At 39.1% G+C, this 21,999-nt stretch carries 22 protein-coding genes; 8 read left to right on the top strand and 14 right to left on the bottom strand.

What is annotated here, in order from left to right; genetic code table 11:
* Positions 1-4 precede the first annotated feature (4 nt).
* Positions 5-760 (top strand): 4'-phosphopantetheinyl transferase superfamily protein, encoded by a 756-nt coding sequence (locus AB3G38_RS11410; protein WP_367868590.1) that lies wholly within the window; start codon positions 5-7, stop codon positions 758-760.
* A gap of 12 nt (positions 761-772) precedes the next feature.
* Here the strand turns inward: AB3G38_RS11410 and AB3G38_RS11415 are convergent, their stop codons facing one another.
* Positions 773-1,942 carry a glycosyltransferase family 2 protein gene (locus AB3G38_RS11415; protein ID WP_367868591.1) on the bottom strand — a complete coding sequence of 390 codons (1,170 nt, stop codon included), beginning with the start codon at positions 1,940-1,942 and terminating at the stop codon, positions 773-775.
* A 6-nt stretch (positions 1,943-1,948) separates the two neighbouring features.
* The gene (locus AB3G38_RS11420; RefSeq protein WP_367868592.1) at positions 1,949-2,860 is read right to left on the bottom strand and encodes a glycosyltransferase family 2 protein; all 912 of its coding nucleotides are present in this window, start codon (positions 2,858-2,860) and stop codon (positions 1,949-1,951) included.
* A 354-nt stretch (positions 2,861-3,214) separates the two neighbouring features.
* Between AB3G38_RS11420 and AB3G38_RS11425 the strand changes: the two genes are divergently transcribed.
* From AB3G38_RS11425 to AB3G38_RS11440, 4 genes are read left to right on the top strand one after another with little or no spacing between them, the layout of a single operon-like run.
* Positions 3,215-4,075, top strand: a complete 861-nt coding sequence (locus AB3G38_RS11425; RefSeq protein ID WP_367868593.1) for a beta-1,6-N-acetylglucosaminyltransferase — start codon at positions 3,215-3,217, stop codon at positions 4,073-4,075.
* Positions 4,059-4,430, top strand: coding sequence for an FdtA/QdtA family cupin domain-containing protein (locus AB3G38_RS11430; RefSeq protein WP_367868594.1), 372 nt, complete (start codon positions 4,059-4,061; stop codon positions 4,428-4,430). Before AB3G38_RS11425 ends, AB3G38_RS11430 begins: the two co-directional genes overlap by 17 nt.
* The gene (locus tag AB3G38_RS11435) at positions 4,417-5,511 is read left to right on the top strand and encodes a DegT/DnrJ/EryC1/StrS family aminotransferase (protein WP_367868595.1); all 1,095 of its coding nucleotides are present in this window, start codon (positions 4,417-4,419) and stop codon (positions 5,509-5,511) included. Before AB3G38_RS11430 ends, AB3G38_RS11435 begins: the two co-directional genes overlap by 14 nt.
* Positions 5,512-5,517: 6 nt before the next feature.
* Positions 5,518-6,333 carry a methyltransferase, TIGR04325 family gene (locus tag AB3G38_RS11440; RefSeq protein ID WP_367868596.1) on the top strand — a complete coding sequence of 272 codons (816 nt, stop codon included), beginning with the start codon at positions 5,518-5,520 and terminating at the stop codon, positions 6,331-6,333.
* A gap of 4 nt (positions 6,334-6,337) precedes the next feature.
* Here AB3G38_RS11440 and AB3G38_RS11445 read toward each other — a convergent pair whose 3' ends face one another.
* Both AB3G38_RS11445 and AB3G38_RS11450 read right to left on the bottom strand, forming a co-directional pair.
* Positions 6,338-7,360 carry a hypothetical protein gene (locus AB3G38_RS11445; protein WP_367868597.1) on the bottom strand — a complete coding sequence of 341 codons (1,023 nt, stop codon included), beginning with the start codon at positions 7,358-7,360 and terminating at the stop codon, positions 6,338-6,340.
* Positions 7,329-8,195 carry a beta-1,6-N-acetylglucosaminyltransferase gene (locus AB3G38_RS11450; RefSeq protein ID WP_367868598.1) on the bottom strand — a complete coding sequence of 289 codons (867 nt, stop codon included), beginning with the start codon at positions 8,193-8,195 and terminating at the stop codon, positions 7,329-7,331. The genes AB3G38_RS11445 and AB3G38_RS11450 overlap by 32 nt, the downstream gene beginning before the upstream one ends.
* Positions 8,196-8,595: 400 nt before the next feature.
* Here AB3G38_RS11450 and AB3G38_RS11455 point away from each other — a divergent pair, with 400 nt between their 5' ends.
* The 3 genes from AB3G38_RS11455 to AB3G38_RS11465 all read left to right on the top strand — a co-directional run bounded on the left by AB3G38_RS11455 (position 8,596) and on the right by AB3G38_RS11465 (position 11,844).
* Complete coding sequence (locus AB3G38_RS11455) at positions 8,596-9,975, top strand: hypothetical protein (RefSeq protein WP_367868599.1); 1,380 nt, start codon at positions 8,596-8,598, stop codon at positions 9,973-9,975.
* A gap of 123 nt (positions 9,976-10,098) precedes the next feature.
* Complete coding sequence (locus AB3G38_RS11460; protein WP_367868600.1) at positions 10,099-10,890, top strand: glycosyltransferase; 792 nt, start codon at positions 10,099-10,101, stop codon at positions 10,888-10,890.
* A 60-nt stretch (positions 10,891-10,950) separates the two neighbouring features.
* Positions 10,951-11,844, top strand: a complete 894-nt coding sequence (locus AB3G38_RS11465; RefSeq protein WP_367868601.1) for a glycosyltransferase family 8 protein — start codon at positions 10,951-10,953, stop codon at positions 11,842-11,844.
* Positions 11,845-11,876: 32 nt separating this feature from the next.
* Here AB3G38_RS11465 and AB3G38_RS11470 read toward each other — a convergent pair whose 3' ends face one another.
* Genes AB3G38_RS11470 through AB3G38_RS11515 form a run of 10 tightly spaced genes read right to left on the bottom strand, consistent with a single transcriptional unit; the run spans position 11,877 to position 21,969 of the window.
* On the bottom strand, positions 11,877-13,574 hold the full coding sequence (locus AB3G38_RS11470) for a GMC oxidoreductase (RefSeq protein ID WP_367868602.1): 1,698 nt from the start codon (positions 13,572-13,574) through the stop codon (positions 11,877-11,879).
* 3 nt (positions 13,575-13,577) lie between these two features.
* A complete protein-coding gene (locus tag AB3G38_RS11475; protein WP_367868603.1) occupies positions 13,578-14,156 on the bottom strand; it encodes a gluconate 2-dehydrogenase subunit 3 family protein in 579 nt (192 codons plus the stop codon).
* Entirely contained in the window at positions 14,157-15,593 is a 1,437-nt protein-coding gene (locus tag AB3G38_RS11480; RefSeq protein WP_367868604.1) for an MOP flippase family protein, read from the bottom strand.
* A gap of 6 nt (positions 15,594-15,599) precedes the next feature.
* Complete coding sequence (locus tag AB3G38_RS11485) at positions 15,600-16,400, bottom strand: glycosyltransferase family 2 protein (RefSeq protein WP_367868605.1); 801 nt, start codon at positions 16,398-16,400, stop codon at positions 15,600-15,602.
* 11 nt (positions 16,401-16,411) lie between these two features.
* On the bottom strand, positions 16,412-17,293 hold the full coding sequence (locus AB3G38_RS11490) for a glycosyltransferase family 8 protein (RefSeq protein ID WP_367868606.1): 882 nt from the start codon (positions 17,291-17,293) through the stop codon (positions 16,412-16,414).
* Positions 17,294-17,295: 2 nt separating this feature from the next.
* Positions 17,296-18,096: a glycosyltransferase family 2 protein gene (locus AB3G38_RS11495; RefSeq protein WP_367868607.1), complete on the bottom strand. Its 801-nt coding sequence runs from the start codon at positions 18,094-18,096 to the stop codon at positions 17,296-17,298.
* Between the two features lie 12 nt (positions 18,097-18,108).
* Entirely contained in the window at positions 18,109-18,939 is an 831-nt protein-coding gene (locus AB3G38_RS11500) for a glycosyltransferase family 2 protein (protein WP_367868608.1), read from the bottom strand.
* Between the two features lie 31 nt (positions 18,940-18,970).
* Positions 18,971-19,588 carry a DapH/DapD/GlmU-related protein gene (locus AB3G38_RS11505; RefSeq protein WP_367868609.1) on the bottom strand — a complete coding sequence of 206 codons (618 nt, stop codon included), beginning with the start codon at positions 19,586-19,588 and terminating at the stop codon, positions 18,971-18,973.
* 6 nt (positions 19,589-19,594) lie between these two features.
* On the bottom strand, positions 19,595-20,809 hold the full coding sequence (locus AB3G38_RS11510) for a glycosyltransferase (protein ID WP_367868610.1): 1,215 nt from the start codon (positions 20,807-20,809) through the stop codon (positions 19,595-19,597).
* A 5-nt stretch (positions 20,810-20,814) separates the two neighbouring features.
* Positions 20,815-21,969, bottom strand: a complete 1,155-nt coding sequence (locus AB3G38_RS11515; protein ID WP_367868611.1) for a glycosyltransferase — start codon at positions 21,967-21,969, stop codon at positions 20,815-20,817.
* Positions 21,970-21,999: the final 30 nt, after the last annotated feature.

Here is a 21,999-nt window from a genome sequence, read left to right on the forward strand (position 1 = left end):
ATTGATGTCCGCCCGATTATTTTGCCAGTATACCGAGACCCTGCCTGTAAATCCAGTTCACCCGGAATTGACAGCGAATGCGCTGCTGGCCTGGACTATTGATACCGGTCTTTACCTGAACAGGATCGCCTTACTGGAAAAAGTCCTTTCTGTGGAAGAGAAAAACCGGGCCCATCGTTTTCATTTTGAAAGAGACACCAACAGATTTATCGTCAGAAGAGCGCTGTTAAAAATCCTGCTGGCCGCTTATCTGGGCTGCGAAACGCAGGAACTAAATTTCGTTACCGGTACCAATGGCAAACCACATTTAGCGGGGAACACAGCGCTGCATTTTAATACTTCACACAGTGATAGTCATGCCATTATTGCGCTCTCCCGTCATCAGCTGGGCGTGGATATTGAACTGGCACGTCCGGATTTTGATTTCCGACCGGTTGCAGAAGTCCTTTTTTCTAAGGCTGAACTGGATTTTTTAGCCGCCAGTACTAACCCCGTCAAAGATTTCTTTATCCTCTGGACCAGAAAGGAAGCTTTTGTAAAAGCAACGGGCAAAGGGTTGGATAACCATGTTCAGTTACTGAGTTGTCTGGATGGAACGCAACTCATCCCTTCGTTGCTGACAACCACTGCTGAACACTGGAATATGCAGACTACCACGTTAGCTGCTGATTATTTACTCAGTATAGTTACACCGGCCGCATCAGTGCCCATCAATACTACTTTAGTAACCTTCAATGATGATTTATTACTAAACCGCTAAAAACGCTTAAAATCAGGTTTTCCTTTTCGACTTTTCCCAGGCAGCACTTTGGTTTTTCTGATAATACCGGACAATCCCGGCCAGTACAGCATAATTCATCATGCAGAAATAATAAGGAACGAATAAGGCCTTTACCCGGATATTCCGCTGTTCAAAATAAAACCCGATGACACTTAGTCCATAGAAAAGCACTTGCAAAGCAAATAACCACTGGTAAAAGGCTTCAGGCCAGGTCAATGCAATGATGCCGTTAAGTACAAAAACCAGGATCAAAAGAAAAGGTACAATCGTCCACCTTAAAACCCGGTGGCTGATATATTGAAAAGTAAATACAAAATTACGGAATGGATTTGCTGCTTTTTTAAGGCGCAGGATAGATTGTATCCCTCCTGCTGCTATTCTGATCTTTCTTTTAAGCTCTTCTTTGACATCTGCCGATGCAGTTTCCATGGCATAAGCAGCCGGTTCATAAGCAATCATATAACCATTTTCCGCGATGCGCATCGCAATCATGTGGTCATCAATGATCGTATCACTTTCAACAGGCTGATACAAGGCAGTTCTGATACTGAACAGTTCTCCTGCTGCCCCTACATTTGAATATAATTCATAATCCAGCTTCTTTAGTTTAGATTCATATTTCCAGTAAAATCCTTCCCCTGCCGAACTGGCATCGGCCGAAGCTTCCACCAGGATTCTTTTCTCTCCTGCAACAGCACCAACTTTGGGATTCTGGTAATGTTTCACCAATTCTTTAATCGCTTCCGTATTTAAAAAAGTATTCGCATCGGTAAATACGGTAATTGCCCCGTTAATCAAAGGGATAGCCCGTTTAATTGCGGCCATCTTCCCTGCTCTTAAATCCTGATGTAAAAGTGTTATTTCTTTAAACTGACCTACCTTTGCTGCGGTTTGGTCGGAAGAACCGTCGGTAATAAAAATCAGCTGAAGCTTATCTTCAGGGTAATCCAGCTCCAAAGTATTTTTTATCTTTTCTTCAATAATATCTTCTTCATTGTAGGCTGCGACCATTAATGTAACCGATGGCAAAACTGCATCTGCTTTAAAAACGAATGGTTTACTGAATAACCGCTTAATTTTCACCAGCAGATAAAGTATAAAACCATAACCCACAAACGTATATACAATCAGAAAAATGCTGATCCAAAAAACTATAATCATCAATATTTATATTTTAAAGCCTAAATCGTTACTATCTTTTGAATGGGTAAAATTCCATTTCAAACCCATAAACACCCAATGGATCAAATCTTTCCTATTCTTTCTGCTATACATCAATACCTGTTTCGGGCTGGCAATACCGATATAATACAAACTAAAAAGCAACGCATTCAGCCAGCTGGTATTTCTGCGGATAAACAGCATTCTGTTGCGGGTCATAAAGTAGGTTTTGATCTTACTTTCTTTTCCCACACTCATAGATTCTTTATGGTAAACCAGGGTACGGCCGGTAAACCAGATCTTTTTACCTGCTTTTTTAAATTTCTCGCACCAGTCCAGCTCTTCATAATACAGGAAAAAGTTATTTTCCATTAATCCTGCTATTTCCAGATCAGCCTTACGGCACATCATAGCAGCACCATGACAAAAAGCCGTTTCCTCAAAAACCTTGTCATATTGTCCCCGGTTAGTTTCCAGCGCGCCAATCGTCCTGTTCCGGCAGGTGATATAATTCATTTTGGTTGAACCTGCATACTGAATCACCTCCGGCGCATCAAAATACAATAACAAAGGAGAGATTAAACCGATTTCCGGATTTTTATCCAGCGCTCCGGTCAGCTCACTCACCAGGTTTCCGGTAATTTCGGTATCATTATTCAGAAATAAAAGATATTCACCTGTTGCTCTTGCAATTCCGAGGTTATTTCCACCTGCAAAGCCCAGGTTTTCAGCAGAAGAAATATAAATAAGTTCAGGATATGCTTTCAGAAAAACAGCAGAATGATCTTCACTGCTTCCGTTATCGACTAAAATAACCTCCACCCCGGCCAGATGCGTATGAAGCTTTACCGATTGAAGGAAATCCAGGGTTACTTCCGGCTGATTAAAATTAACGGTTATGATTGAAGTGCGTTTCATTCCTTGTAAAAGTAATAATTTCCGTACAGTAAACGGATACTAATGATTATGCCGTTGTGAGCAATAAGTAATCCAAAACGATAAGCGATAATTTTAGCCAGCTAAAAAGATTTTATAAATTCAGATTGTACAAGAGGATCTACAATTTGGGCAAAAAATGAGATTAAGAACTTTAAATTGAAATCAGCAATGAACAACAGTGATAAAATATTAAATTTATTGCCTGTTAGCATTTAAACATTAATTATTATAAAATAGCATTGCGCATTTTAATCACTTTTTAATACTGGCACCATTTTTTCTATAGGGTCGGTGTTACAGTTGACACGAAAACTTCATTAACTCTACCTGAAAATGCGTATTGCCCATTTGATCCTTACTTATACCAATCCTGAACAAACAGAGCGAATGATCAAAAGTTTATCTCATCCTAATTTTGATTTCTATATTCATGTAGATAAGAAATTTGACATCAATCCCCATTTATTCCTTAAAGATACCCCTAACGTTTATTTCATTAACAACAGGATCGATGTCAAATGGGCAGGTTTCAGTACAGTGACCGCAACCTTTGAATGTATCAAAGAAATTTCAAGAACAGGTATCAGGTATGATTTTATTAATTTTCTGAGCGGACAAGATTATCCGCTTAAATCTGCCGATCATATTAATGATTTCTTCATCAAAAACAAAGGTAAAGAGTTCTTAAGTTACCGTGACATCAAAAACGACTGGAAAGAAGGGCTGATCAGAATGGAAAAATATTTCCTGAGCAGCTATAACTTCGTTGGCAAATACAGGCTGGAAAACCTGATCAATAAAATCATGCCTAAAAGAAAACTCCCTTATAACCTGCATCCCTATGGTAAATCTATGTTCTGGATGTTAAGCCCGGAAGTTGCCTTACACGTAGTTCACACCGTCGAGAATGATAAGAAACTTAAATACTTCTTTTCTTTATGCTGGGCGAGTGATGAATTTGTTTTCCAGACCATACTATTGAATTCCAGGTACAAAGATAGAATTGTCAATAACAATTACCGGTATATTGACTGGTCAGCAGGGGGAGCTAACCCGAAAACGCTGGATGAAAGTGACTTCGAAAAAATTGCAGCTTCAGAAATGCTGTTTGCAAGAAAATTTAATATGTCCGAGCATCCGGAAATCCTCAATTTAATAGACAAGAACTTATTAGCAAATGGCGCACATACTTAATATACAAACTTTTAAAGACAGCAGAGGCATTTTGACAGTGCTTGATAATATTGTTCCTTTCGAAATTAAAAGACTATTCTACATCTACTCTGTAGATGATACTGACCGCGGAGGTCACAGACATCATGAAACCCATCAGGCCGCTATCTGTATCAAAGGATCCTGCAAAATCACCAACAATAACGGAAAAAAAACAGAGGTTTTTGACTTAGACAACCCTGAAAAATGTTTAATGCTCTTACCCGAAGACTGGCATGTGATGCACGATTTTTCAGCAGATGCAATTCTTTTAGTACTGGCCTCTACCGCATTTGATCCTAAAGACTATATCTATGAGCCTTATGATTCCATATGAAAGCCTGAAAATACTCAACCGTCCATTTGAAGAAAAGTTTAAAAGTAAGTTTGCTGATTTTCTGGATAAGGGATGGTATATACTCGGAGAAGAAGTTGCGCAGTTTGAACAGGAATATGCAGCTTACCACCAGGCAAATTATGTAGTTGGGGTGGCCAATGGCCTGGATGCACTGATCCTTTCCCTGCAATGCTGCAAATTCCGGAAAGGTGACGAAGTCATTGTCCCTTCTAACACCTATATCGCTACTATTCTGGCCATTATTCAGTGCGGCCTGACTCCTGTACTGGTTGAACCAGACAGTCATACCTATAATATTGATCCTGCAAAAATCTCCCTTGCCATTACCCCAAAAACTGTGGCTATCATGGTCGTTCATTTATATGGCCAATGCTGTGACATGGACCCCATACTGGAACTTGCCGGACAACATCAGCTGAAAGTAATTGAAGATTGCGCACAAGCACATGGCGCAAAATATAAAGGAAAATTAGCCGGAACTTTTGGTGATTTTGGTGCTTTTAGTTTTTATCCGACAAAGAATTTAGGTGCTCTGGGTGATGCAGGAGCTATTTTATGCCGCACAGCATCAGACTACGATAAACTCAAACAATTAAGAAATTATGGTTCGGAAAAGAAGTATCATAACGGAGTAATCGGTTATAATTCAAGACTGGACGAATTACAAGCTTCTTTTCTAAGGATTAAACTGCCTCACCTGGATGAAATTAATACCCATAAAAGAAAACTGGCAGCAATTTATACGGAACATTTGAGCGATTCATTTGTGAAGCCAAAATTAAATCCGGATTTTTATAATGTATATCATATCTATAACATCCTGCACCCGGAAAGAGATCAGCTGAAACAATATTTACTAGAGCACCAGATTGGTACGGAAGTTCATTATCCGGTAGCCCCCCAGGATCAGGTGGCTTTAAAAGATATACTTCAAAGTTTCGATTACCCGATCTCAGCAAAAATACACCAGCAAACGCTCAGTCTGCCTTGTTCTTTTGCACATACAGAAGAAGAAATTTTCCGCGTCACTGAAGTCATGAATAAGTTTCATTTAAAATAACGAAGGATGTTCTATTTATTGAAAGAACTTGCCCCTCCTATTGTAAATACTTTAAGATGGTATAGTTTTAAATATGGCTGGAAAGGTAATTACAAGACCTATGAACAGGCTAAAGAGAAATGCAAAGGTTATGATGAAGATCATATCCTGAACCGGATTATCGAAACGACTTACCAGGTTAAAAATAAGGAGATTGCCTATGAACGGGACGGGATAACCTATGATACCGTTCAGATGAATTTCCCTTTACTCAAAACACTGTTATACATTGCCTCTACTCATGATAATGAGCTGACTGTAATAGACTTTGGCGGCTCTCTGGGCACTACTTATTATCAAAACTATCCCTACCTGAAGCATTTAAAGAAATTAAAGTGGTGCATTATCGAACAGCCAAAATTCGTGGAAGCAGGAAAGAAACACTTTGAGAATGAACATATTAAATTCTACAGCAGCATCCAGGAGTGTCTGGCAGAAAACAAACCTCAGCTCTTTCTGATCTGTAGTGTGCTGCAGTATATTGACAAACCCTATCAATTGCTGGATGAAGTTAAAGAAACCAGAATCCCCTATATTATGCTGGATTATGTAGGCTATAACAACAGCAATACCGACAGGATCACTATTCAGCATGTTCCCCCGGTATTTTACGGAATTGAAGCCTCCTATCCATGCTATTTCTTTAGCAGGGCCAAAATCCAGGATAAACTCTGTGAAAATTACGGGAAAGAATATGAATTCATTGCAGCGAATGAAAAATATTATGTCCAGTTCAAACCATTCCGGTATGAAGGATCATTGTGGAAAATCAGGCCGCAATAGCCTGCTATTTTCTTTTTGTGCTTGCTGCTGTAATTAACTCTTTATACAATAAAAGGTTAAAAGGGTCTTTAAGCAATACTTGTGCACTCTTTTTCAGCCCATATAACCACGATCCCAAAGAAAGCGCAATTGCTGCCTGTTCCTGAATTATATCAACTTCAACTTTGAACTTCCAGCGCGCTGCTGTTTTTCTGAGCAGTGTTTTATCTTTTAATGCGGTCAGGTTATATTTACGGAAGAAATTAATCAGCAGCTGATCCAGCATCACCTTCTGACGTTTGCCCCAGTAATGCAGTACAAATTCATCTGCCTCCTGTAAAATCTTTCTCCGCTGTAAGATCAATGAAAAAGCAATCTGCTCACTGATAAACCAGCGGGAGTTCTCATAAAATTCATCATTTAACCTGAATACATCAGGCATATATTCCGCAAAACTACTGTGTAAACCTAATACCCCCGAATTCCAGCCATAATCATGCCTGGTAAACCTTTCCGGTTTCCCGCCAATCATTAAATCACGGTCAGCAATATAGTCGATAAATGCTTGTGGAAATTCTCCCTCATTAAAGCTCTTAAAAATACCCAGCCCCTGTTCAAAAGTATATTCACGTTTGTGCATGAAAGCATGATCTTTAGTTATTCCTTGTAAGAGTAAGGTCGCATCCCCCGTAAAAAAGGTATCTGAATCAATAAAAATCACATTGTCTTGCGGGTACTTCTTCAAAGTCATGTCAATGGAAGCAATCTTCCGGCGATGATAGAATACTGTCCCTCCTAACATTTCTTCCATCAGTGCAGGAGTCATTAGAACATATTCAATTTCCGGCTCATCCAGATACGTTTGAAAAAAATGGGGCTGGTCGGTATAAACGAGAATCCTTGTCCGCCCCAGTTCACTGGCAGCTGCCCAGGCATAAAAACTTAAAATACTAAAGATAGCTCTGCGAAATTCAGACTCAGCACCGTAAGAAAGAAAGACTAAATTCTGATCAGGACTAAGCCCGGTTAATTTGGGAGGTATGTTCATCAATTGCAGCTAAAATATCAATATCTATACCAGTATCAAACTTCCTGGCAAAAAGCATGTTAGAAGAAATCATTTTATCCAGATCTGCCAGCCTTAGAATTTTTGGATTCGCCATACCATCCGGAAAATCTATATAACGTAAGTTATCATTGATAATATAATCCTTTTGTGGTGAATTCATTAAGATGGTAGGGATCACAAACTCATCTGTTCCCCAGCAAAACTTCAGAAACTTCTTGATTTTATGCGCTGAGTCGAAATAATTAGCGAGATAGGCGGCACTTTTTTTATTGATGCTCCACCAGCTCGACTTGCTTCCTCCGTACAACTTCATTGCCAGCGGGAACTTACGTACAGGAAGTATTTTATTCAGCAGGTTTTCTATAAAGAACTTGCCGCTGAAATTAAAGTCAGTCAGATGATAACGCTGAAATCTATAAACTGCGCCTTCCCACCACCTGGAATCTTCAGCCTCATAATAGATAAATGACTTATCTGCATTCTGCTGAAAAAACGAATTGATCTCTTCATTGCTTTTCAGCGGATAATCCTGGGCACTTAACAGGTTATAAAACCCATATTCCTTTTCATTCAGCAATACTTCTTTCAGGGAATTTACCATGGCCTGAAGCGTACTATACCCTCCCCAATTACAAATTGATCTGTGCTGTATGAATTTAACCCCCTCAATAGCTCCCATAAATTCATAAGGCCTGATATCAACCTTCTTGTCTACGTGGATATAAAAATCAAAATCAGGATGCTGCATCTTTAACAAAAGACGGTTCAGCTGTTCAGGATTTTTATGGGCAATTATGATGTAAGCTATACGCATAGAAAAATTAAATTAACTCCAATTATAAATCCGCATTGCGTTATATTTTTCATGAGCTGTATTCATCTAAAGAGAGCTCTAAAATAGTGCAAAACTAATCATAAATAAAAATGATTATGCTATTTCTGGCAAAAACGACTGATAATCAGCACCTGATAAATCAATCCCGGTCAAATTAGTTGTTTTTGGCAGCAATTTTCGATTCAGCAATATAGCCCCATCCTGCCAAAAATTATTCAAACACATTTCTATGGTGTTAATCAATTTACAGCAACCCATGCAATCGGGAAATAATTACCCAAATTTCCCCATTTTTATCAATAATATTCTTTGGTTTATAAATATATGTGTAACTATGCATCAAGCTGAAAAAATAATGGACAAAACTATACCACTAAAAATGAGAACATTATCAATTATATTCATCTTTTCTCTTTCCTCGATTCTATTATTAGCTTCTTGTAAAAAGAATATTATTGAAAATCCCGATGTTTCGGTGATTGTTCCCGGACAAGGGCCTGATACGAGCAAAGCGCCCGCACCAGTTGTTTATAAAAGAACGGTAAGTATTGGCACAGGTTCAGGAGTTTTGAATTTTGACGGTGCTACCTTTGGTATACAATGTAATGACCTGATTAAAATCAAAGGAGGAAACTATACTTCTATCAATATCAAGAATGTAATCTCTGCCGATGGATGTCCGATTACCTTCAAAAATGACGGGCTGGTAGAACTTGCAGGAAATTATAATGCCATGTCTCTTGAAAACTTAAAAAATGTATATATCTCCGGAGACGGAACCCCGGGACTGGCTAAAGGATTCTCATTCAGAGATAACTCTTACAGAGCAGTAGTCATTACAGGCAGCCTGAATAAATTCACATTTCAATACGCATCTTTTAAAAATATCGGTGATCTGGATATTACCTTCAAATACAATGATATTTATGACGGCACAGAAGGCTCTTATTCCAAAGACCTCAGATTCCTGAACATGTCTTGTGACAACACAGCTCAGTTCCTGACTACAGGAGGATATATTCAGGGCGGAGTTGTTTATGGTTTAGTGAAGAACATTGAAGTTGCCAACATTGACTTCCAGAATTCGCCTGATGTGGGTACGGTTGTTTTTATGGGAAATGTAGAAGACTATAACATCCACAACAACAAAATCAACAATATCAACACCAGCAATAATAACCATAACGGTATCTTTCAGATTGCAGGAAACGGAAGATTTCACGATAACTTAGTGACCAACCACCAGGGAAATGCAATCCGTGCCTGGGGACACACTGTTGGCAGTACCCCAAAAGACATTCTGATCTATAACAACATTGTTTTAAACTCCCGTAAATATTCAGGTTTTGAAGTTCAGGCTTATGCAGATAGGATTACGCCAGGAAAAACAACATTTACCAATGCCATTATCTTCAATAATACCTGTGGTAATTTAAATCTTTCGAATGACTGGCAGGCAGCTGTAGTTGACGTATACGGCATGTCGGGCGGTAAAGTTGATGTTTACAATAACCTTGGATTCAACTTCATGCCAAACCAGAAACTGACTGCTTTACAATGGGCTGAAGTTATTCCAAACGCTTCGTATAATGTATATGATGAAACCGCTACACAAGCCGGAATCTCAGATCAGACTTCATTCAATTTAACAAGCACTTCACCTGCAAAATACAAAGGCAGACCAACACCATTTGTCATTACCGATTTTTATGGTAAAGCAAGAAGTGCAACCGCTCCTTCTATTGGCGCTGTGGAATAAGCAACAAAAATATAAATTAAGATCTCAGCTCATTTATGAACTGAGATTTTTTTTTGGCACTCTATCTGCCTAGTTGTCAAACAAACTTATTACATTTATATTCATTAGCCGGGCAATTCATAGATGATGAACACTCCATACCACTTTAAAAGCGTTACTTTACTCATTACCCATTACAATAGATGTAAGTCGCTGGAGCGGCTCCTAAAGGCTTTTAAAGAGTTAAACTGTCATTTCGGCGACATCGTTATTTCTGACGACGGCAGCGAAAAAAGTCAATTGCACTACATCGGAAAACTACAGGAGGATTATACTTTCAGGTTAATTACTACCCCAGTAAATAAAGGATTGGGGAATAATATAAACAAAGGCCAGGATAGCGTCCATACAGAATACACACTGTACATACAGGAAGATTTCGTTCCTAAAGATACTTTCCCCGAACATTTCACCGATGCCCTGCAAATTATGCAGCAAGATAAGCAATGGGATATGGTCACTTTGTATTCCTATTCGCCCTACCCTTATATGACACCATATAAGCTTGGCTTCTCTGAAAAAGTATTTCACCTGGCCCCATGGTATACCAATAACCTGAAGTTTTATCTGTACGGTGACCATCCGCATTTACGCAGATCAACCTTCCTTAAAGACTTTGGCAGATACCCTGAAGGCCTGAATGGTGACCAGACTGAAATGCAGATGAGTTTTGCTTTTATTAAAAACAAAGGCAGGTGCCTTTTCTATGATGATCATTATGGTTTATTGACACAGGAAAATTCAGCAGAAGAACCAAGTACAGCAACTTTCAGGAAATCATGGAAGAGCGGCAATAGTGTTCCTTTTATTGCTGCCAAATGGCTCTATGCAAAATACAAGTTTTTAAAACTTAATGCGCAGCTGCTCACTAAATAATGAAATGGGTTTAAGACCTGAATTAGATATATTTATAAAAAAAGAACTACGTTAAAATTGATGGAAAAATCGGATCCTATTGCTATAATTTGTGTTTGTGATAATCACTATGCTATTTTACTGGCAGCATTAATCAAATCTATTGAGGTAAACCATCATTCTGGTGAAAAACTGGAGTTCTTTATCGTAGAAGATGGCATTACCAATAAAAATAAGGCGAGAATACGCAATGCCAGCAATCAGGAGCTCACGACCATTCACTGGATGGCGATGTCAGAATGCCTGCCGAAGGATGCGAAGCTGCCTGTTGACAAAAGCAGTCTGCCCTTAAATATATATACCAGGTTGTTCATCCCTCATTTCATCCCTAAACATATCAAGAAAATCATCTTTCTGGATGTAGACATGATTATGCTGGAAGATGTCAGTAAGTTATGGCATACCGATCTGGGCAATAACATTGTTGGCGCTGTTCAGGATCAGTTTATACAGGTCGTAACCCGTTGGGGTGGAATCAGTAATTACGAAGAATTAGGCATACCAGCCGATAATAAATATTTCAATGCCGGATTAATGGTGCTGGATATTGATAAATGGGAAAATGCAGACATTACCAATAAAGTATTGACCTGCCTTACCCAGCATAAAAAACACGCCGTATTTCAGGATCAGTATGGGCTGAATGCCGTGCTGGCACTCCACTGGCAGGAACTGGATCCACTATGGAACCGTTTTGCTTACTCTGAAGAAGAAAGACCGTTCCTGATCCACTTTACCGGAAGAAAGCCGATTTATAAATCTTATGAATTCAGTGAAAAGTATAAAGAAATATTTTTCTCTTACCTGAACATGACAGCGTGGAAAAACTTCAAACCAATTGGTGAAAGTTCAAGATATTTAAAGAAATTCTATAACATTCTGGAAAAACTCAGAAACCTGGTGGGTCTTAAATAACCCACCCTGTACATTATAAGTCACGCTGTAAATTATAAGTCACCCTTCTTTAATTGCTCATAAGCAAACTGGCTCGCTCTTGCAGTTAAGGCCATATAAGTTAAAGATGGATTCTGACAGGCAGAGGACGTCATACAGCTGCCATCAGTAATAAAAACATTCTTCGCCTCATGCATCTGGTTAAACTTGTTTAAAACAGATGTTTTGGGGTCATGTCCCATACGGGCAGTTCCCATTTCATGGATGGTTGAACCTCCCGGTTTGTTATAATTAAAAGTATCAATATTCTTGAACCCAGCTTTTTCAAACATTTCGGCAGAGGTATGCTGAATATCACTCATCATGTTATGCTCATTTTCACGGAAAGCAAAGTCAATTTTAAGTAAGGGCTGTCCCCACTTATCTTTCCGGGAATTATCCAATGAGACTTTATTATCAAAGTACGGCAGGCATTCCCCCCATCCGGCCATCCATATCGTCCATGGGCCTGGTGTGGTCAGCTGCGCTTTAAAATCTTCCCCGAATCCGTTTATGCTTTGCGTTTTATCCATCCATTCCTGACGTTCACCATGTCCCTGGATGTTATACCCTCTTTTAAAATTCAGGCTTTTATCCTCCTGGAGGTTTCTGTATCTCGGGATCAAAAATCCGCAGGGCCTTCTTCCTTTATAATACTGATCTGTATAACCTTCATGTACCCCGTATGCACCCGCCGAAGAATGGTGATCCATCAGGTTATGTCCTAACTGTCCGCTTCCGTTACCGAATCCGTCAGGGAACCTCGGAGAAACAGAATTCAGTAGCAAACCCGCAGTTGCAATAGTAGAAGCATTGACAAAAACAATCTTCGCATAAAACTCATGCACCTCATGGCTTAAAGTATCAATTACCCGCACTCCTTTAGCCTTTTGCTTATGTTCATCAAACAATAGCTCAGTTACAATCGAAAACGGTCTTAAAGTCAGGTTACCCGTAGCCATAGCCGCAGGAATAGTCGAGCTGTTACTGCTAAAGTATCCGCCGAAAGGGCATCCTCTGTTACAAAGATTCCTGTTTTGACAAGGACCGCGGTGATCCCACCCCCTGGTTAAATTAGCCACTCTTGCAATCGTTAATAACCGGTGTTCATCATGCTTGCGGATAGAATCGCCCAAATGCTTTTCAATACAATTCAGCTCCATCGGTGTTAAAAATTCACCATCCGGCAACTGCGCCAGGTTTTCCCGGTTTCCGCTTACCCCAATAAATGATTCTGCATAACTGTACCACTGCTCCAGGTCTTTATACCGGATTGGCCAGTCCACACCGGAACCATCTTTATGGTTGGCCTCAAAGTCAAGATCACTCAGCCGGTAACATTGTCTGCCCCAGGTCAGTGACCTGCCACCCACCTGATAGCCTCTGTACCAGTTAAACGGCTTTTCCTGTACATAAGGATGCTCAGCGTCACTGACATAAAAATGTTTGTCAGCGGGGCTGTAAGCCGCACTCTGAACAGGATCAATCTCCCGGTCCTTCATGGTATTGTTCAACCCTGCTTTAAAATCCCAGGGATTGAGCATTGCAGTGGGATAATCCACTATATGTTTCACATCCCGGCCTCTTTCCAAAAGCAGCGTCTTTAACCCTTTTTTACAAAGTTCCATGGCAGCCCACCCTCCACTGATTCCCGAACCAATTACGATGGCATCATAAGTATTGAGCTGTTTATTTTTATCGCTGATGTACATAATTTACTTGGTTGCCCAGGATTTCTGGTTTTTAAGGAGTGGGATACAGGCTTCAAAAGTATGGGGTATATAATCATAGGCAAGCCCTTGCGTAGCTCCTAACCGGGATTGACAATAACCTTCAACAGTGAGTTCTCTGAGCTTCAGGAAAAATGGTTTCCCAAAAATCTTGTTGTTAATCTTATTCAGGATTTTGTAAGAATAACCTGATGAATTTTCAGCCATATGCTTTAACACGGCTTTTCTTTCTGCCGGGCTGCATTTCAAAAACTCTTTACCATACTGATCAGCGGTATAGTCTTCTAATTCGGCAATTCCATCAATAAACTTGTTTTGTTCCTTTGCGGGCGTACAGTTCAGCATAACCGCCAGGATATAATCTTCTACCATCGCAGCTTTTGCTCCCGGTGTATCCGTTTGAGGGATGATCAGTTCTGCAAGCTCAGCCAGCATTTCTTTTTTTTGAATCAGATCTGCAGGGACGATGGCCCTGTTTATACTTACCCATTTAAAAATAGAAAAAGAAGCTGCTCCTGCTACAACCAGACCGAAGACACTCTTAATATATAATCTTCTGTCCACTTACAAGGATTGCTTTAGGTTTTTAATTTCAGAGAATGATAATTTATATTTCAATGTTAAGCCCGCATAAACCAGTCCACCCAAAGCAATCTGAACCAGGGTATGGAAAGTCCCCGTATTTCCTATAAACTGCTTATACAATAAGATAACTACCGCCATGGCCACACTGAATAAAATCGGCTTGGCAATATTTTCCAGAAACGTTTTCATAAAATCACCCACCATAAACTGAATCAGGAAGAAGTTCATCACCAGTGTGATAAAAGTAGTGATCAGGAATCCATAAGCAATTCCCATAATTCCATAATGTTTGGCCATGATGTAAATCAACGGGAATTTAATCACCAGGGTGATCAGGTTCAGGTAAAACAACAATTTCGGTTTACCCGTAGAATAAGCTACTGTAGAAAGCGGGTACATCAGACAAGAAAATATACCTGTAAAAACAAAGATCTTAATCAGTGGAACTGTCGCATCCCATCCCGGACCATAAATTAATGGGATCACGTTGGCAGACATTAAAAATAAGCCGGCCAACAGCGGAATATTTACATAAGAAAGAAAATCAACAATCTTCAGATAGGCACCTTTCAGCTGTTCCAGGTTCTCTTTCATTCTGGCCATGATCGGATAACAGATCTGTACAATAATCGGACAGATCCTTGCCACCGGATAAATTGCAACCTGCGAGGCAATCGTGTAATAACCCAGTTCTTTGACCCCTAATAAACCACCAATCAGGATCGTATCCATATTGCTGTTCGCAAAACCTAAAAGACTGTCCCCGATATTATAGATACCAAACATCAGGTGTTCTTTAATCTCCTTCAGCTTAAAATACCATACCGGAGAAAAATATACCCTTCCAATTACATTCTGAACGAGCATTTTGAGTGTCTGCCCAGCTAAAAGACCGAACACTAATGACTTGGCCTGAAAGCCTTTATAAGCGAGTATAATCGTGATTGTGGTTGCTAATATGGAACATACAATTTCCGTTAAAGCCAGAGACTTGAATTTAAGTTCTTTTTCCAGCAGGATATTGTAAATCTGCCCCAGAAAAACGATAGGGAAATAAAAAGCGGAAATATGAAGTACTTCCAGTAAACGCGGCTCTTTATAGTACATGACCAGCAGCGGTGCACCGAAATAAATGATCACGAACATCGCAGCACCGATCATCAGGTTCAGAAAATAAATAGTAGATAACACTTTATTGTCACTTTCCTGTTTATAAACGATAGAGTTGGAGAAACCAAAATGGGCAAAAATCCCCAAAAAGGTAATCACCAAAGTACTGATACTGACAATACCGAAAGAAGAAGGCTCCAGCAACCTGGCCAAAATCGCTATCTGGGCAAATTGAAGCACGGTATTGACAACAGTTGAAATGGTTGTCCATTTTGCACCGGAGATAGCTAATTTTTTATTACTCATAGGTCACTATTTATTCAGTACAAAAGATACCGTATCCTTCATCAGTTTATATTTCAGATAAGCCCAGTATAAAGGCTTAATATCTGCATAAGTTTTGGTCTTCACCTTATCTGGCCTGAAAAGTCCGGGTTCATCTTCCGGATTATCATGTTCAAACAACTCCTTATAATTTTTATAATAGAGTGCCCTGCCCTTATTTTTCAGGAAAGACCTGCACATTTTCATCTCTGTAACATCTCCGTTCGGCGCTTCAAAGTAACGGCCGAACTTCTCTGTAAAGCCCGCTCTTTTCAAATGCGGATGATCACTGTACACATGAAATTTAAGATGGTTGGTATACCATGGCAATAAGCTAAAGACCATTTTAGAGAAGCCCTTTTGATAAGGCTTCAAATAAGGATAAGGTGACCATGGAAAAGAGTAAAAACGGACAATATCCCATTGCCCCTCTGATTTCATGATTTCCAGCCCGTCTTTTAAGGCCGTAATAAAAGCAGCTTTAGGTACAAAATCTTCCTGTATGTACAGGATATAAGGAGATTTCACTGCATCCATACCTTTGTTGATATTGTTGCCCAATCCTTTGTTAACCGGGGTTGTAATCAGCGTAAAGCCTAATTCCTGCTGCATCTCTTTTAAACGATCCTGATGTTCCTTTTTACTGCCGTCATCAGAAACGATAATCTCCTCAAAAGAAATGTCATGCCCGGCTATCGTTTTTAACAACCGCAGTAAAGACTCACTTCTGTTATAATGCGTAATGAGTAACGTAACACCAGAAATAAGCTGATTTGAATTCTTCGTCATTGAGCGCCTTGTTAGAATAACAGTTTTATCTTCTCAAAGATATTATTAATCTTTTTCATATACCGGGTTGTTTCTCCGATTGGTTTAAAACCCTTCCATGCGGTTAGGTTAAGGTAATGAAAAAATTCTTCTCTATAGTTGTAAGCGTAGGTTTTATAAATAGGCTTTCTATGAAAATAATGGATCAGTTTAGGCTTTGGATCTGTACAAACTGAAAAGCAGTTCCACATTCTGTCAATTTCATGCCAGTTCCCGCATAAAGATATATTCAGACCATACTGATCACCCAAACCAGCGTATTTTTTATTGTTATTGATCGCATCAAAGGTTTTCTGCGTAATATCCTGCTCCAGCCACCGCTTTGTATTGATCAGTTGAAGGCCTGCATTAAAGTATTTTTGATTTGGATCAAGCCCTAATTCCTTATAGTTTTCGATACCTTCAGCAATCGTTTTCTCATGGTCACCAGCATTATCATTGACTGCGCCGATCACCTTATCCCCGATTTCGATATTCCATAAGTTACTGATATCATCCAGCATAATCATGTCAACATCTAAAAAGATAACTTTTTTAATCTCTTCAGGCATAAAATAAGGAATCAGCAACCTGATGTAAGTATTCAGCGGATAGGAATTATTAACCAGTGGCAGTTTAACTCCTTCCGGGATAATCTCACTCATTTTTAACCAGATCAGGTTAATCTTTTTCAAGACCAGTGATCCGGTGAGCTTGCTCTTATTAGTTTTAGAGATATGATCATCAACGATATAAATATCCACAATATGATCACTCAAATGATTCATTTCAATTGATTTCAATAAGGCGGCCATTAAGATCACATAGTGATTATCACAAGCCACTACAACAGATATGCGAGAATTAGTTTCCATAATTATTTACGTCTTTTGAACCTGGTATTGAGATGAAGATCATAGTTATACTTAATTTGCCTGTAGACCAGCCTGACGAGGGAGATTAACGGGTTCCCGCTTTGTCTCCAGTTACTTCTGGTTACTGTACTGGGCTCTGCCGAAGAATTCTCCTGCAAGAACAAACTATCATACTGGTCATAAAATAGTGCTCTTCCTTTATTTTGAATAAAAGATAAACACATTTCATATTCCGTTTTGTCAGACTTTATGCCCTCAGTATATAGACCGAAACGCTCAAAAAATGAAGAACGGCGCAAATGAGGGTGATCACTATAATTGTATATTTTGTTTTTATCTGTAAACCATGGCTTGTACACCATCGTAGAGAAACCTTTTTGATAAGGCTTTAAATAAGGATAAGGGCCATAAGCATAAAATCTGACCAGGTCCAGATCTGCTTCTGCATGCATCATGTCCATCGCATCCTTAAAATGCTCCGCAAAAGCAGGCAGCGGAATAAAATCTTCCTGCACATATAAAGTATAAGGCGTTTTTACTTCCAGCTGGCCTTTATTCAGGTTATTTCCTAATCCGCCATTGATTTTTGCTTTAATCAGCCTGTAGTTATAAACCTGTGCCATCTTTTCCAGCTGGCCCAAATGAGCACTATCACTACAGTCATCAGAAACAATAATCTCCTTAAAACCGACCTGCTGTTCTTGAAAAGTACGCAGCAGGCGTTCCAGAGAACTACTCCTGTTATAGTGGGTAATCAGCAGGGTAACATCATCAAACAGGTTCTCCTTTGCATTTACTGGCATTGTGGACATATATTAATTTCGCGTAATAAAATTATACTTAAATCTTTTAAGGTCTTCTTTGATTCTGGAAATTACAATATTATAAAAAGATCCGTTCTGGCTCAGTGTTCTTACTCCTGTCCATACCCGCGCCTTTCTGGATTTTACCTGCCTGATTTTACCATAGCGCATCAAATCCATACAAAGTTGTCCATCTTCACCTCTCCTGTTGATTTTGATAAAGCCAATTTTAAGGCCAAATTCTTTCACATACCCCATACTGATACCAAAAGTATTGAAATAAGGCTGTTTAATATGCCTGATTTCGGCCATGGCATCTTTTAATTTCTCCAATATCCTGAGTTTCCACCTCGGAAAACCCGGTTCTCCGATAAAAGAATATCTTCCATACACGCAGACTACATCTTTTTGTGTAAGTACACGCATCATTTCATCTACCCAGACTTCAGGGTAAAAGCAGTCAGCATCAGCGGTTAAGATATATTTGCCCAAAGCATTTTCCTGTCCTTTTTGTCTGGCCGGCCCTGCACCCTGGGTCAGCTCATTAAAAGATTTCACATGCAGCTGATCGATCGTTTGCTGTGTTTTATCTTTTGAATTATTATTCACCACAATAATCTCAAAAGGGATCTGAGTAACCATTTTAGACAAAGAAGCCACACAGCGCAGGATATTTATCTCCTCATTCCATGCAATTACGACCACACTTACCAGCGGCTCTTTACTTTGTACCTGGTCAAGATCCTTATTGACTGCCGAAAATACAGCAGGATCAATATCCTCATACTTCTCATAAGTATAAAGAAACTGATCTATCCAGACGGGATTATATTGATGTTTCATAACGTTCAGCTTTGGAAGGATAAACTCAAAGTTATTTTACCTTTTCCCATATCTTATTTTCAAAATTATATACTTTTATCACCCTTGCCGGATTTCCAACCGCAACAGCATAATCAGGTATATCTTTAGTCACTACACTTCCGGCACCAATTATCGCATGTTTACCAATGGTAACTCCAGCTGTAATTACGCAATTTGCACCAATCCAGACTTCATCTCCGACCGTTATATTTTTAGTAACCGTTTGCTGCTCACTTGGAGGGATATCAATTAATTCATAGCCATGATTCAGTCCTGAAATTACAATATTTTGCGCTAACATCACATGATTTCCGATCACAACCGGGCCAATGACTGTACAACCAATCCCGATGATGGTTTTTTCACCGATCACTACATCTCCAACGCCATTATTGATGGTCGAAAAATCTTCAATCAGGCTGTAATTGCCCAATTCAAAATGATTGAAAGGAAAAACATCAATCCTGGTCCTGAACCTGACAATTGACCCCTTTCCTCTTTTATGTTTAAAAGGATTTATAAATAATCTAACCCATAATCTTGGTCTGAAATCGTTAGCAGGAATCAACATTCGGTGTGCTATCTTTTTCAGTACCGGATTTGCTTTTATTTTCGCGGATAATGACATTTATATTTATATAACTTGATTAATAGCCTTATACAATTCACCTACACTATTTTCCCAGGAATGTGAATGTGCAATTTTCACCCGGTAAGTTGCTGATTCTTCTGTATTTTCCGCTAAGCCTTTTTCAATTAATGTAACAAAACTCTCTTTATTTTCAGCAAGGTAAACCGTTTCTTCAAAAATCGTTACGGCCTCGGTATGGGTAGCGACCACAGGTTTCCCCATCGCCAGGTACTCATCAATTTTCCTTGGATAGTTTCCGATGGTCACCTGGTTCACCAGCTGAGGATTAATACATAAATCAAATGCATTGATATACTGCGGTAAATCTTCAGGTTTCTGCGCACCCAGAAAATGGATGTTCGGAATTTCATGTAATTTACTCATTTTAAACACATCATCTTCAGGGCCTACCAGAATGATATTCCAATCTGGTTTGGTTACTGCAATATGCGCAATCAATTCTATATCCAGGCGAATACTTTGTAATGCGCCTACATAGCCGATTTTAGCCCCTTTTAAGCGATCAATAGCTGGTATGACAGGTAAAGCCGCTGAACTGGTGAAAATATCAAGCTCACAGCCCTGACCAATATAAAAAGAAGCCGGATTATATTGTTTACAGTAATTACTTAAATAAGTGGAATTTGCAACACACAGGTCACTTTTTTTAATCAGTGCCGGTTCAATTCTCGTCCCGTGTTTTTTCCAGTAATCCACAGCCAGCATAAAATCTCTGGAATAATAAATACTTAACGAAGGATGCAGAAATTCTTTCAGGTAAAAACTCTTGAACATATCATTATCATTGAAGAGTATGATATCCTTAAAGCCCAGTAATGCAGTTGTTTTTAAAATTGATTTCGCAAAAAGCCTGTTATTCCGTTTATTTAACCAGTCGAAAAGGTTGAAATTATTAATCCAGTTCACAGATTCTATCAATACATCCGGATATAAAGTCCATAAGTTATCAGTAACCGGGATCAAACCATTCTCTTTTCCTTTAATGACCGCCTTACGTTTGATAATCTTACTATCTTTTCTGTTCCGGAGCAAAGTTATTCTGTCTAATGCAGAGTTCACATATAAAACCCGATTATGCTTAGCCAGCTCAATAGCAATATTTTTGCAATTGCTGCCAATATTAACATCCCATGGCTGCTGACCGACAATGACGATATCTCTTCCCGAAATGATTTCTTCCTGTGGTTGACTAATCATATAATTTATGAGGTAACATCATGTTTAGTGGCAACAGAGCGTTTATTAGCTTGCTTTGCGTGCACTAAAGATAACAATTGAAAAAATATAAACTTAGGAATGTTAATTAAGGATTTGTAAATTCTGGAATCCGTAGGATAACGCAGCAGTGCGATCAGGAAACCAGCCGCAAAAAGTCCAAAAGCGATGAACCAGATCAAAGCATAAAAAGGGAAAATAAACAAATTGATAAAGGCGCAGATCATGGATAACAAGATGAACATAAACAAAGGCGGCCTTAACAAGATCAGACCAAATAGAAACTGGTTCCAGTTCAATCCTTTGATTCCCTTAAATAAAATATCAAACCCGTAGCCAAAATACTTAAACCAGGTATTGATCCATCTGGAACGCTGATTAACCAGCTGTGCGGAATTGGTAGTTTTCTCATCAAATACAATTGCATTTTCAGCAAATGCAATCCGTTTTCCCTGCTTTAAAAGCTGTGCCTGTAATACCTTATCAAATCCTGCCCCGGTGATATCCAGGTTTTCAAAACATGCTTTGTACAAGTCTGTTTTGAAAGCCATTCCAGATCCGGCCAGTGTAGCAGATGAGCCCAGTTCAAATAAGATTTCCCCATCATAAAAATGATAATAGATATCTCTTGCTGCATCCAGACAGGCAAAAGTTGTATTCAGGTTTTTAGCCGCCCTGACGCCTTGTACAGCCTCAAATCCCTGGTCAAAAAACACATTTAATTCATGGAGATATTCAGGGTCAGTCAAGTTATCGCTATCAATAATAGTCAGGATCTCATGCGCTCTTTTAAAATGGCTGATTGCGTAAAGATGTGACCTGGTATTACTCGCTAAAACAGTCTCTGGCCTGAGCAGGATTACTTTTTCGTTGTTAAAATGCAGATTGGAAATATCACAGTTATCAGCTACGACATAAATCAGGTAGTTTTTATAATTCAGCTGCAACAAAGAATCCACCACCTGGTGCAAAAGCCCGGTTTGCTCATAGGCAGTCACAATGATGGCGTAATCATAGTCTGTTTGATACAGCGTGTTCCTTCTCTTTTTGCTTAAGAGCTTATAAAACAGGAAAAGTACTATTGGAAGCACAAGATTGTATCCAATAATAATTTGCAGAACTATCCAGAGCGTTATCTTCATGAGCAATCCTTTTTATTAATTATTTTCTTC

It is taken from the genome of Pedobacter sp. WC2423, assembly GCF_040822065.1.
GTDB lineage: Bacteria > Bacteroidota > Bacteroidia > Sphingobacteriales > Sphingobacteriaceae > Pedobacter.

Bases quoted from the DNA above. Each gene is read 5' to 3' on its own strand.
- AB3G38_RS11410 (WP_367868590.1), top strand. From the start codon at position 5: ATGTCCGCCCGATTATTTTGCCAGTATACCGAGACCCTGCCTGTAAAT.
- AB3G38_RS11415 (WP_367868591.1), bottom strand. From the start codon at position 1,942: ATGATTATAGTTTTTTGGATCAGCATTTTTCTGATTGTATATACGTTT.
- AB3G38_RS11420 (WP_367868592.1), bottom strand. From the start codon at position 2,860: ATGAAACGCACTTCAATCATAACCGTTAATTTTAATCAGCCGGAAGTA.
- AB3G38_RS11425 (WP_367868593.1), top strand. From the start codon at position 3,215: ATGCGTATTGCCCATTTGATCCTTACTTATACCAATCCTGAACAAACA.
- AB3G38_RS11430 (WP_367868594.1), top strand. From the start codon at position 4,059: ATGGCGCACATACTTAATATACAAACTTTTAAAGACAGCAGAGGCATT.
- AB3G38_RS11435 (WP_367868595.1), top strand. From the start codon at position 4,417: ATGATTCCATATGAAAGCCTGAAAATACTCAACCGTCCATTTGAAGAA.
- AB3G38_RS11440 (WP_367868596.1), top strand. From the start codon at position 5,518: ATGTTCTATTTATTGAAAGAACTTGCCCCTCCTATTGTAAATACTTTA.
- AB3G38_RS11445 (WP_367868597.1), bottom strand. From the start codon at position 7,360: ATGAACATACCTCCCAAATTAACCGGGCTTAGTCCTGATCAGAATTTA.
- AB3G38_RS11450 (WP_367868598.1), bottom strand. From the start codon at position 8,195: ATGCGTATAGCTTACATCATAATTGCCCATAAAAATCCTGAACAGCTG.
- AB3G38_RS11455 (WP_367868599.1), top strand. From the start codon at position 8,596: ATGAGAACATTATCAATTATATTCATCTTTTCTCTTTCCTCGATTCTA.
- AB3G38_RS11460 (WP_367868600.1), top strand. From the start codon at position 10,099: ATGATGAACACTCCATACCACTTTAAAAGCGTTACTTTACTCATTACC.
- AB3G38_RS11465 (WP_367868601.1), top strand. From the start codon at position 10,951: ATGGAAAAATCGGATCCTATTGCTATAATTTGTGTTTGTGATAATCAC.
- AB3G38_RS11470 (WP_367868602.1), bottom strand. From the start codon at position 13,574: ATGTACATCAGCGATAAAAATAAACAGCTCAATACTTATGATGCCATC.
- AB3G38_RS11480 (WP_367868604.1), bottom strand. From the start codon at position 15,593: ATGAGTAATAAAAAATTAGCTATCTCCGGTGCAAAATGGACAACCATT.
- AB3G38_RS11485 (WP_367868605.1), bottom strand. From the start codon at position 16,400: ATGACGAAGAATTCAAATCAGCTTATTTCTGGTGTTACGTTACTCATT.
- AB3G38_RS11490 (WP_367868606.1), bottom strand. From the start codon at position 17,293: ATGGAAACTAATTCTCGCATATCTGTTGTAGTGGCTTGTGATAATCAC.
- AB3G38_RS11495 (WP_367868607.1), bottom strand. From the start codon at position 18,096: ATGCCAGTAAATGCAAAGGAGAACCTGTTTGATGATGTTACCCTGCTG.
- AB3G38_RS11500 (WP_367868608.1), bottom strand. From the start codon at position 18,939: ATGAAACATCAATATAATCCCGTCTGGATAGATCAGTTTCTTTATACT.
- AB3G38_RS11505 (WP_367868609.1), bottom strand. From the start codon at position 19,588: ATGTCATTATCCGCGAAAATAAAAGCAAATCCGGTACTGAAAAAGATA.
- AB3G38_RS11510 (WP_367868610.1), bottom strand. From the start codon at position 20,809: ATGATTAGTCAACCACAGGAAGAAATCATTTCGGGAAGAGATATCGTC.
- AB3G38_RS11515 (WP_367868611.1), bottom strand. From the start codon at position 21,969: ATGAAGATAACGCTCTGGATAGTTCTGCAAATTATTATTGGATACAAT.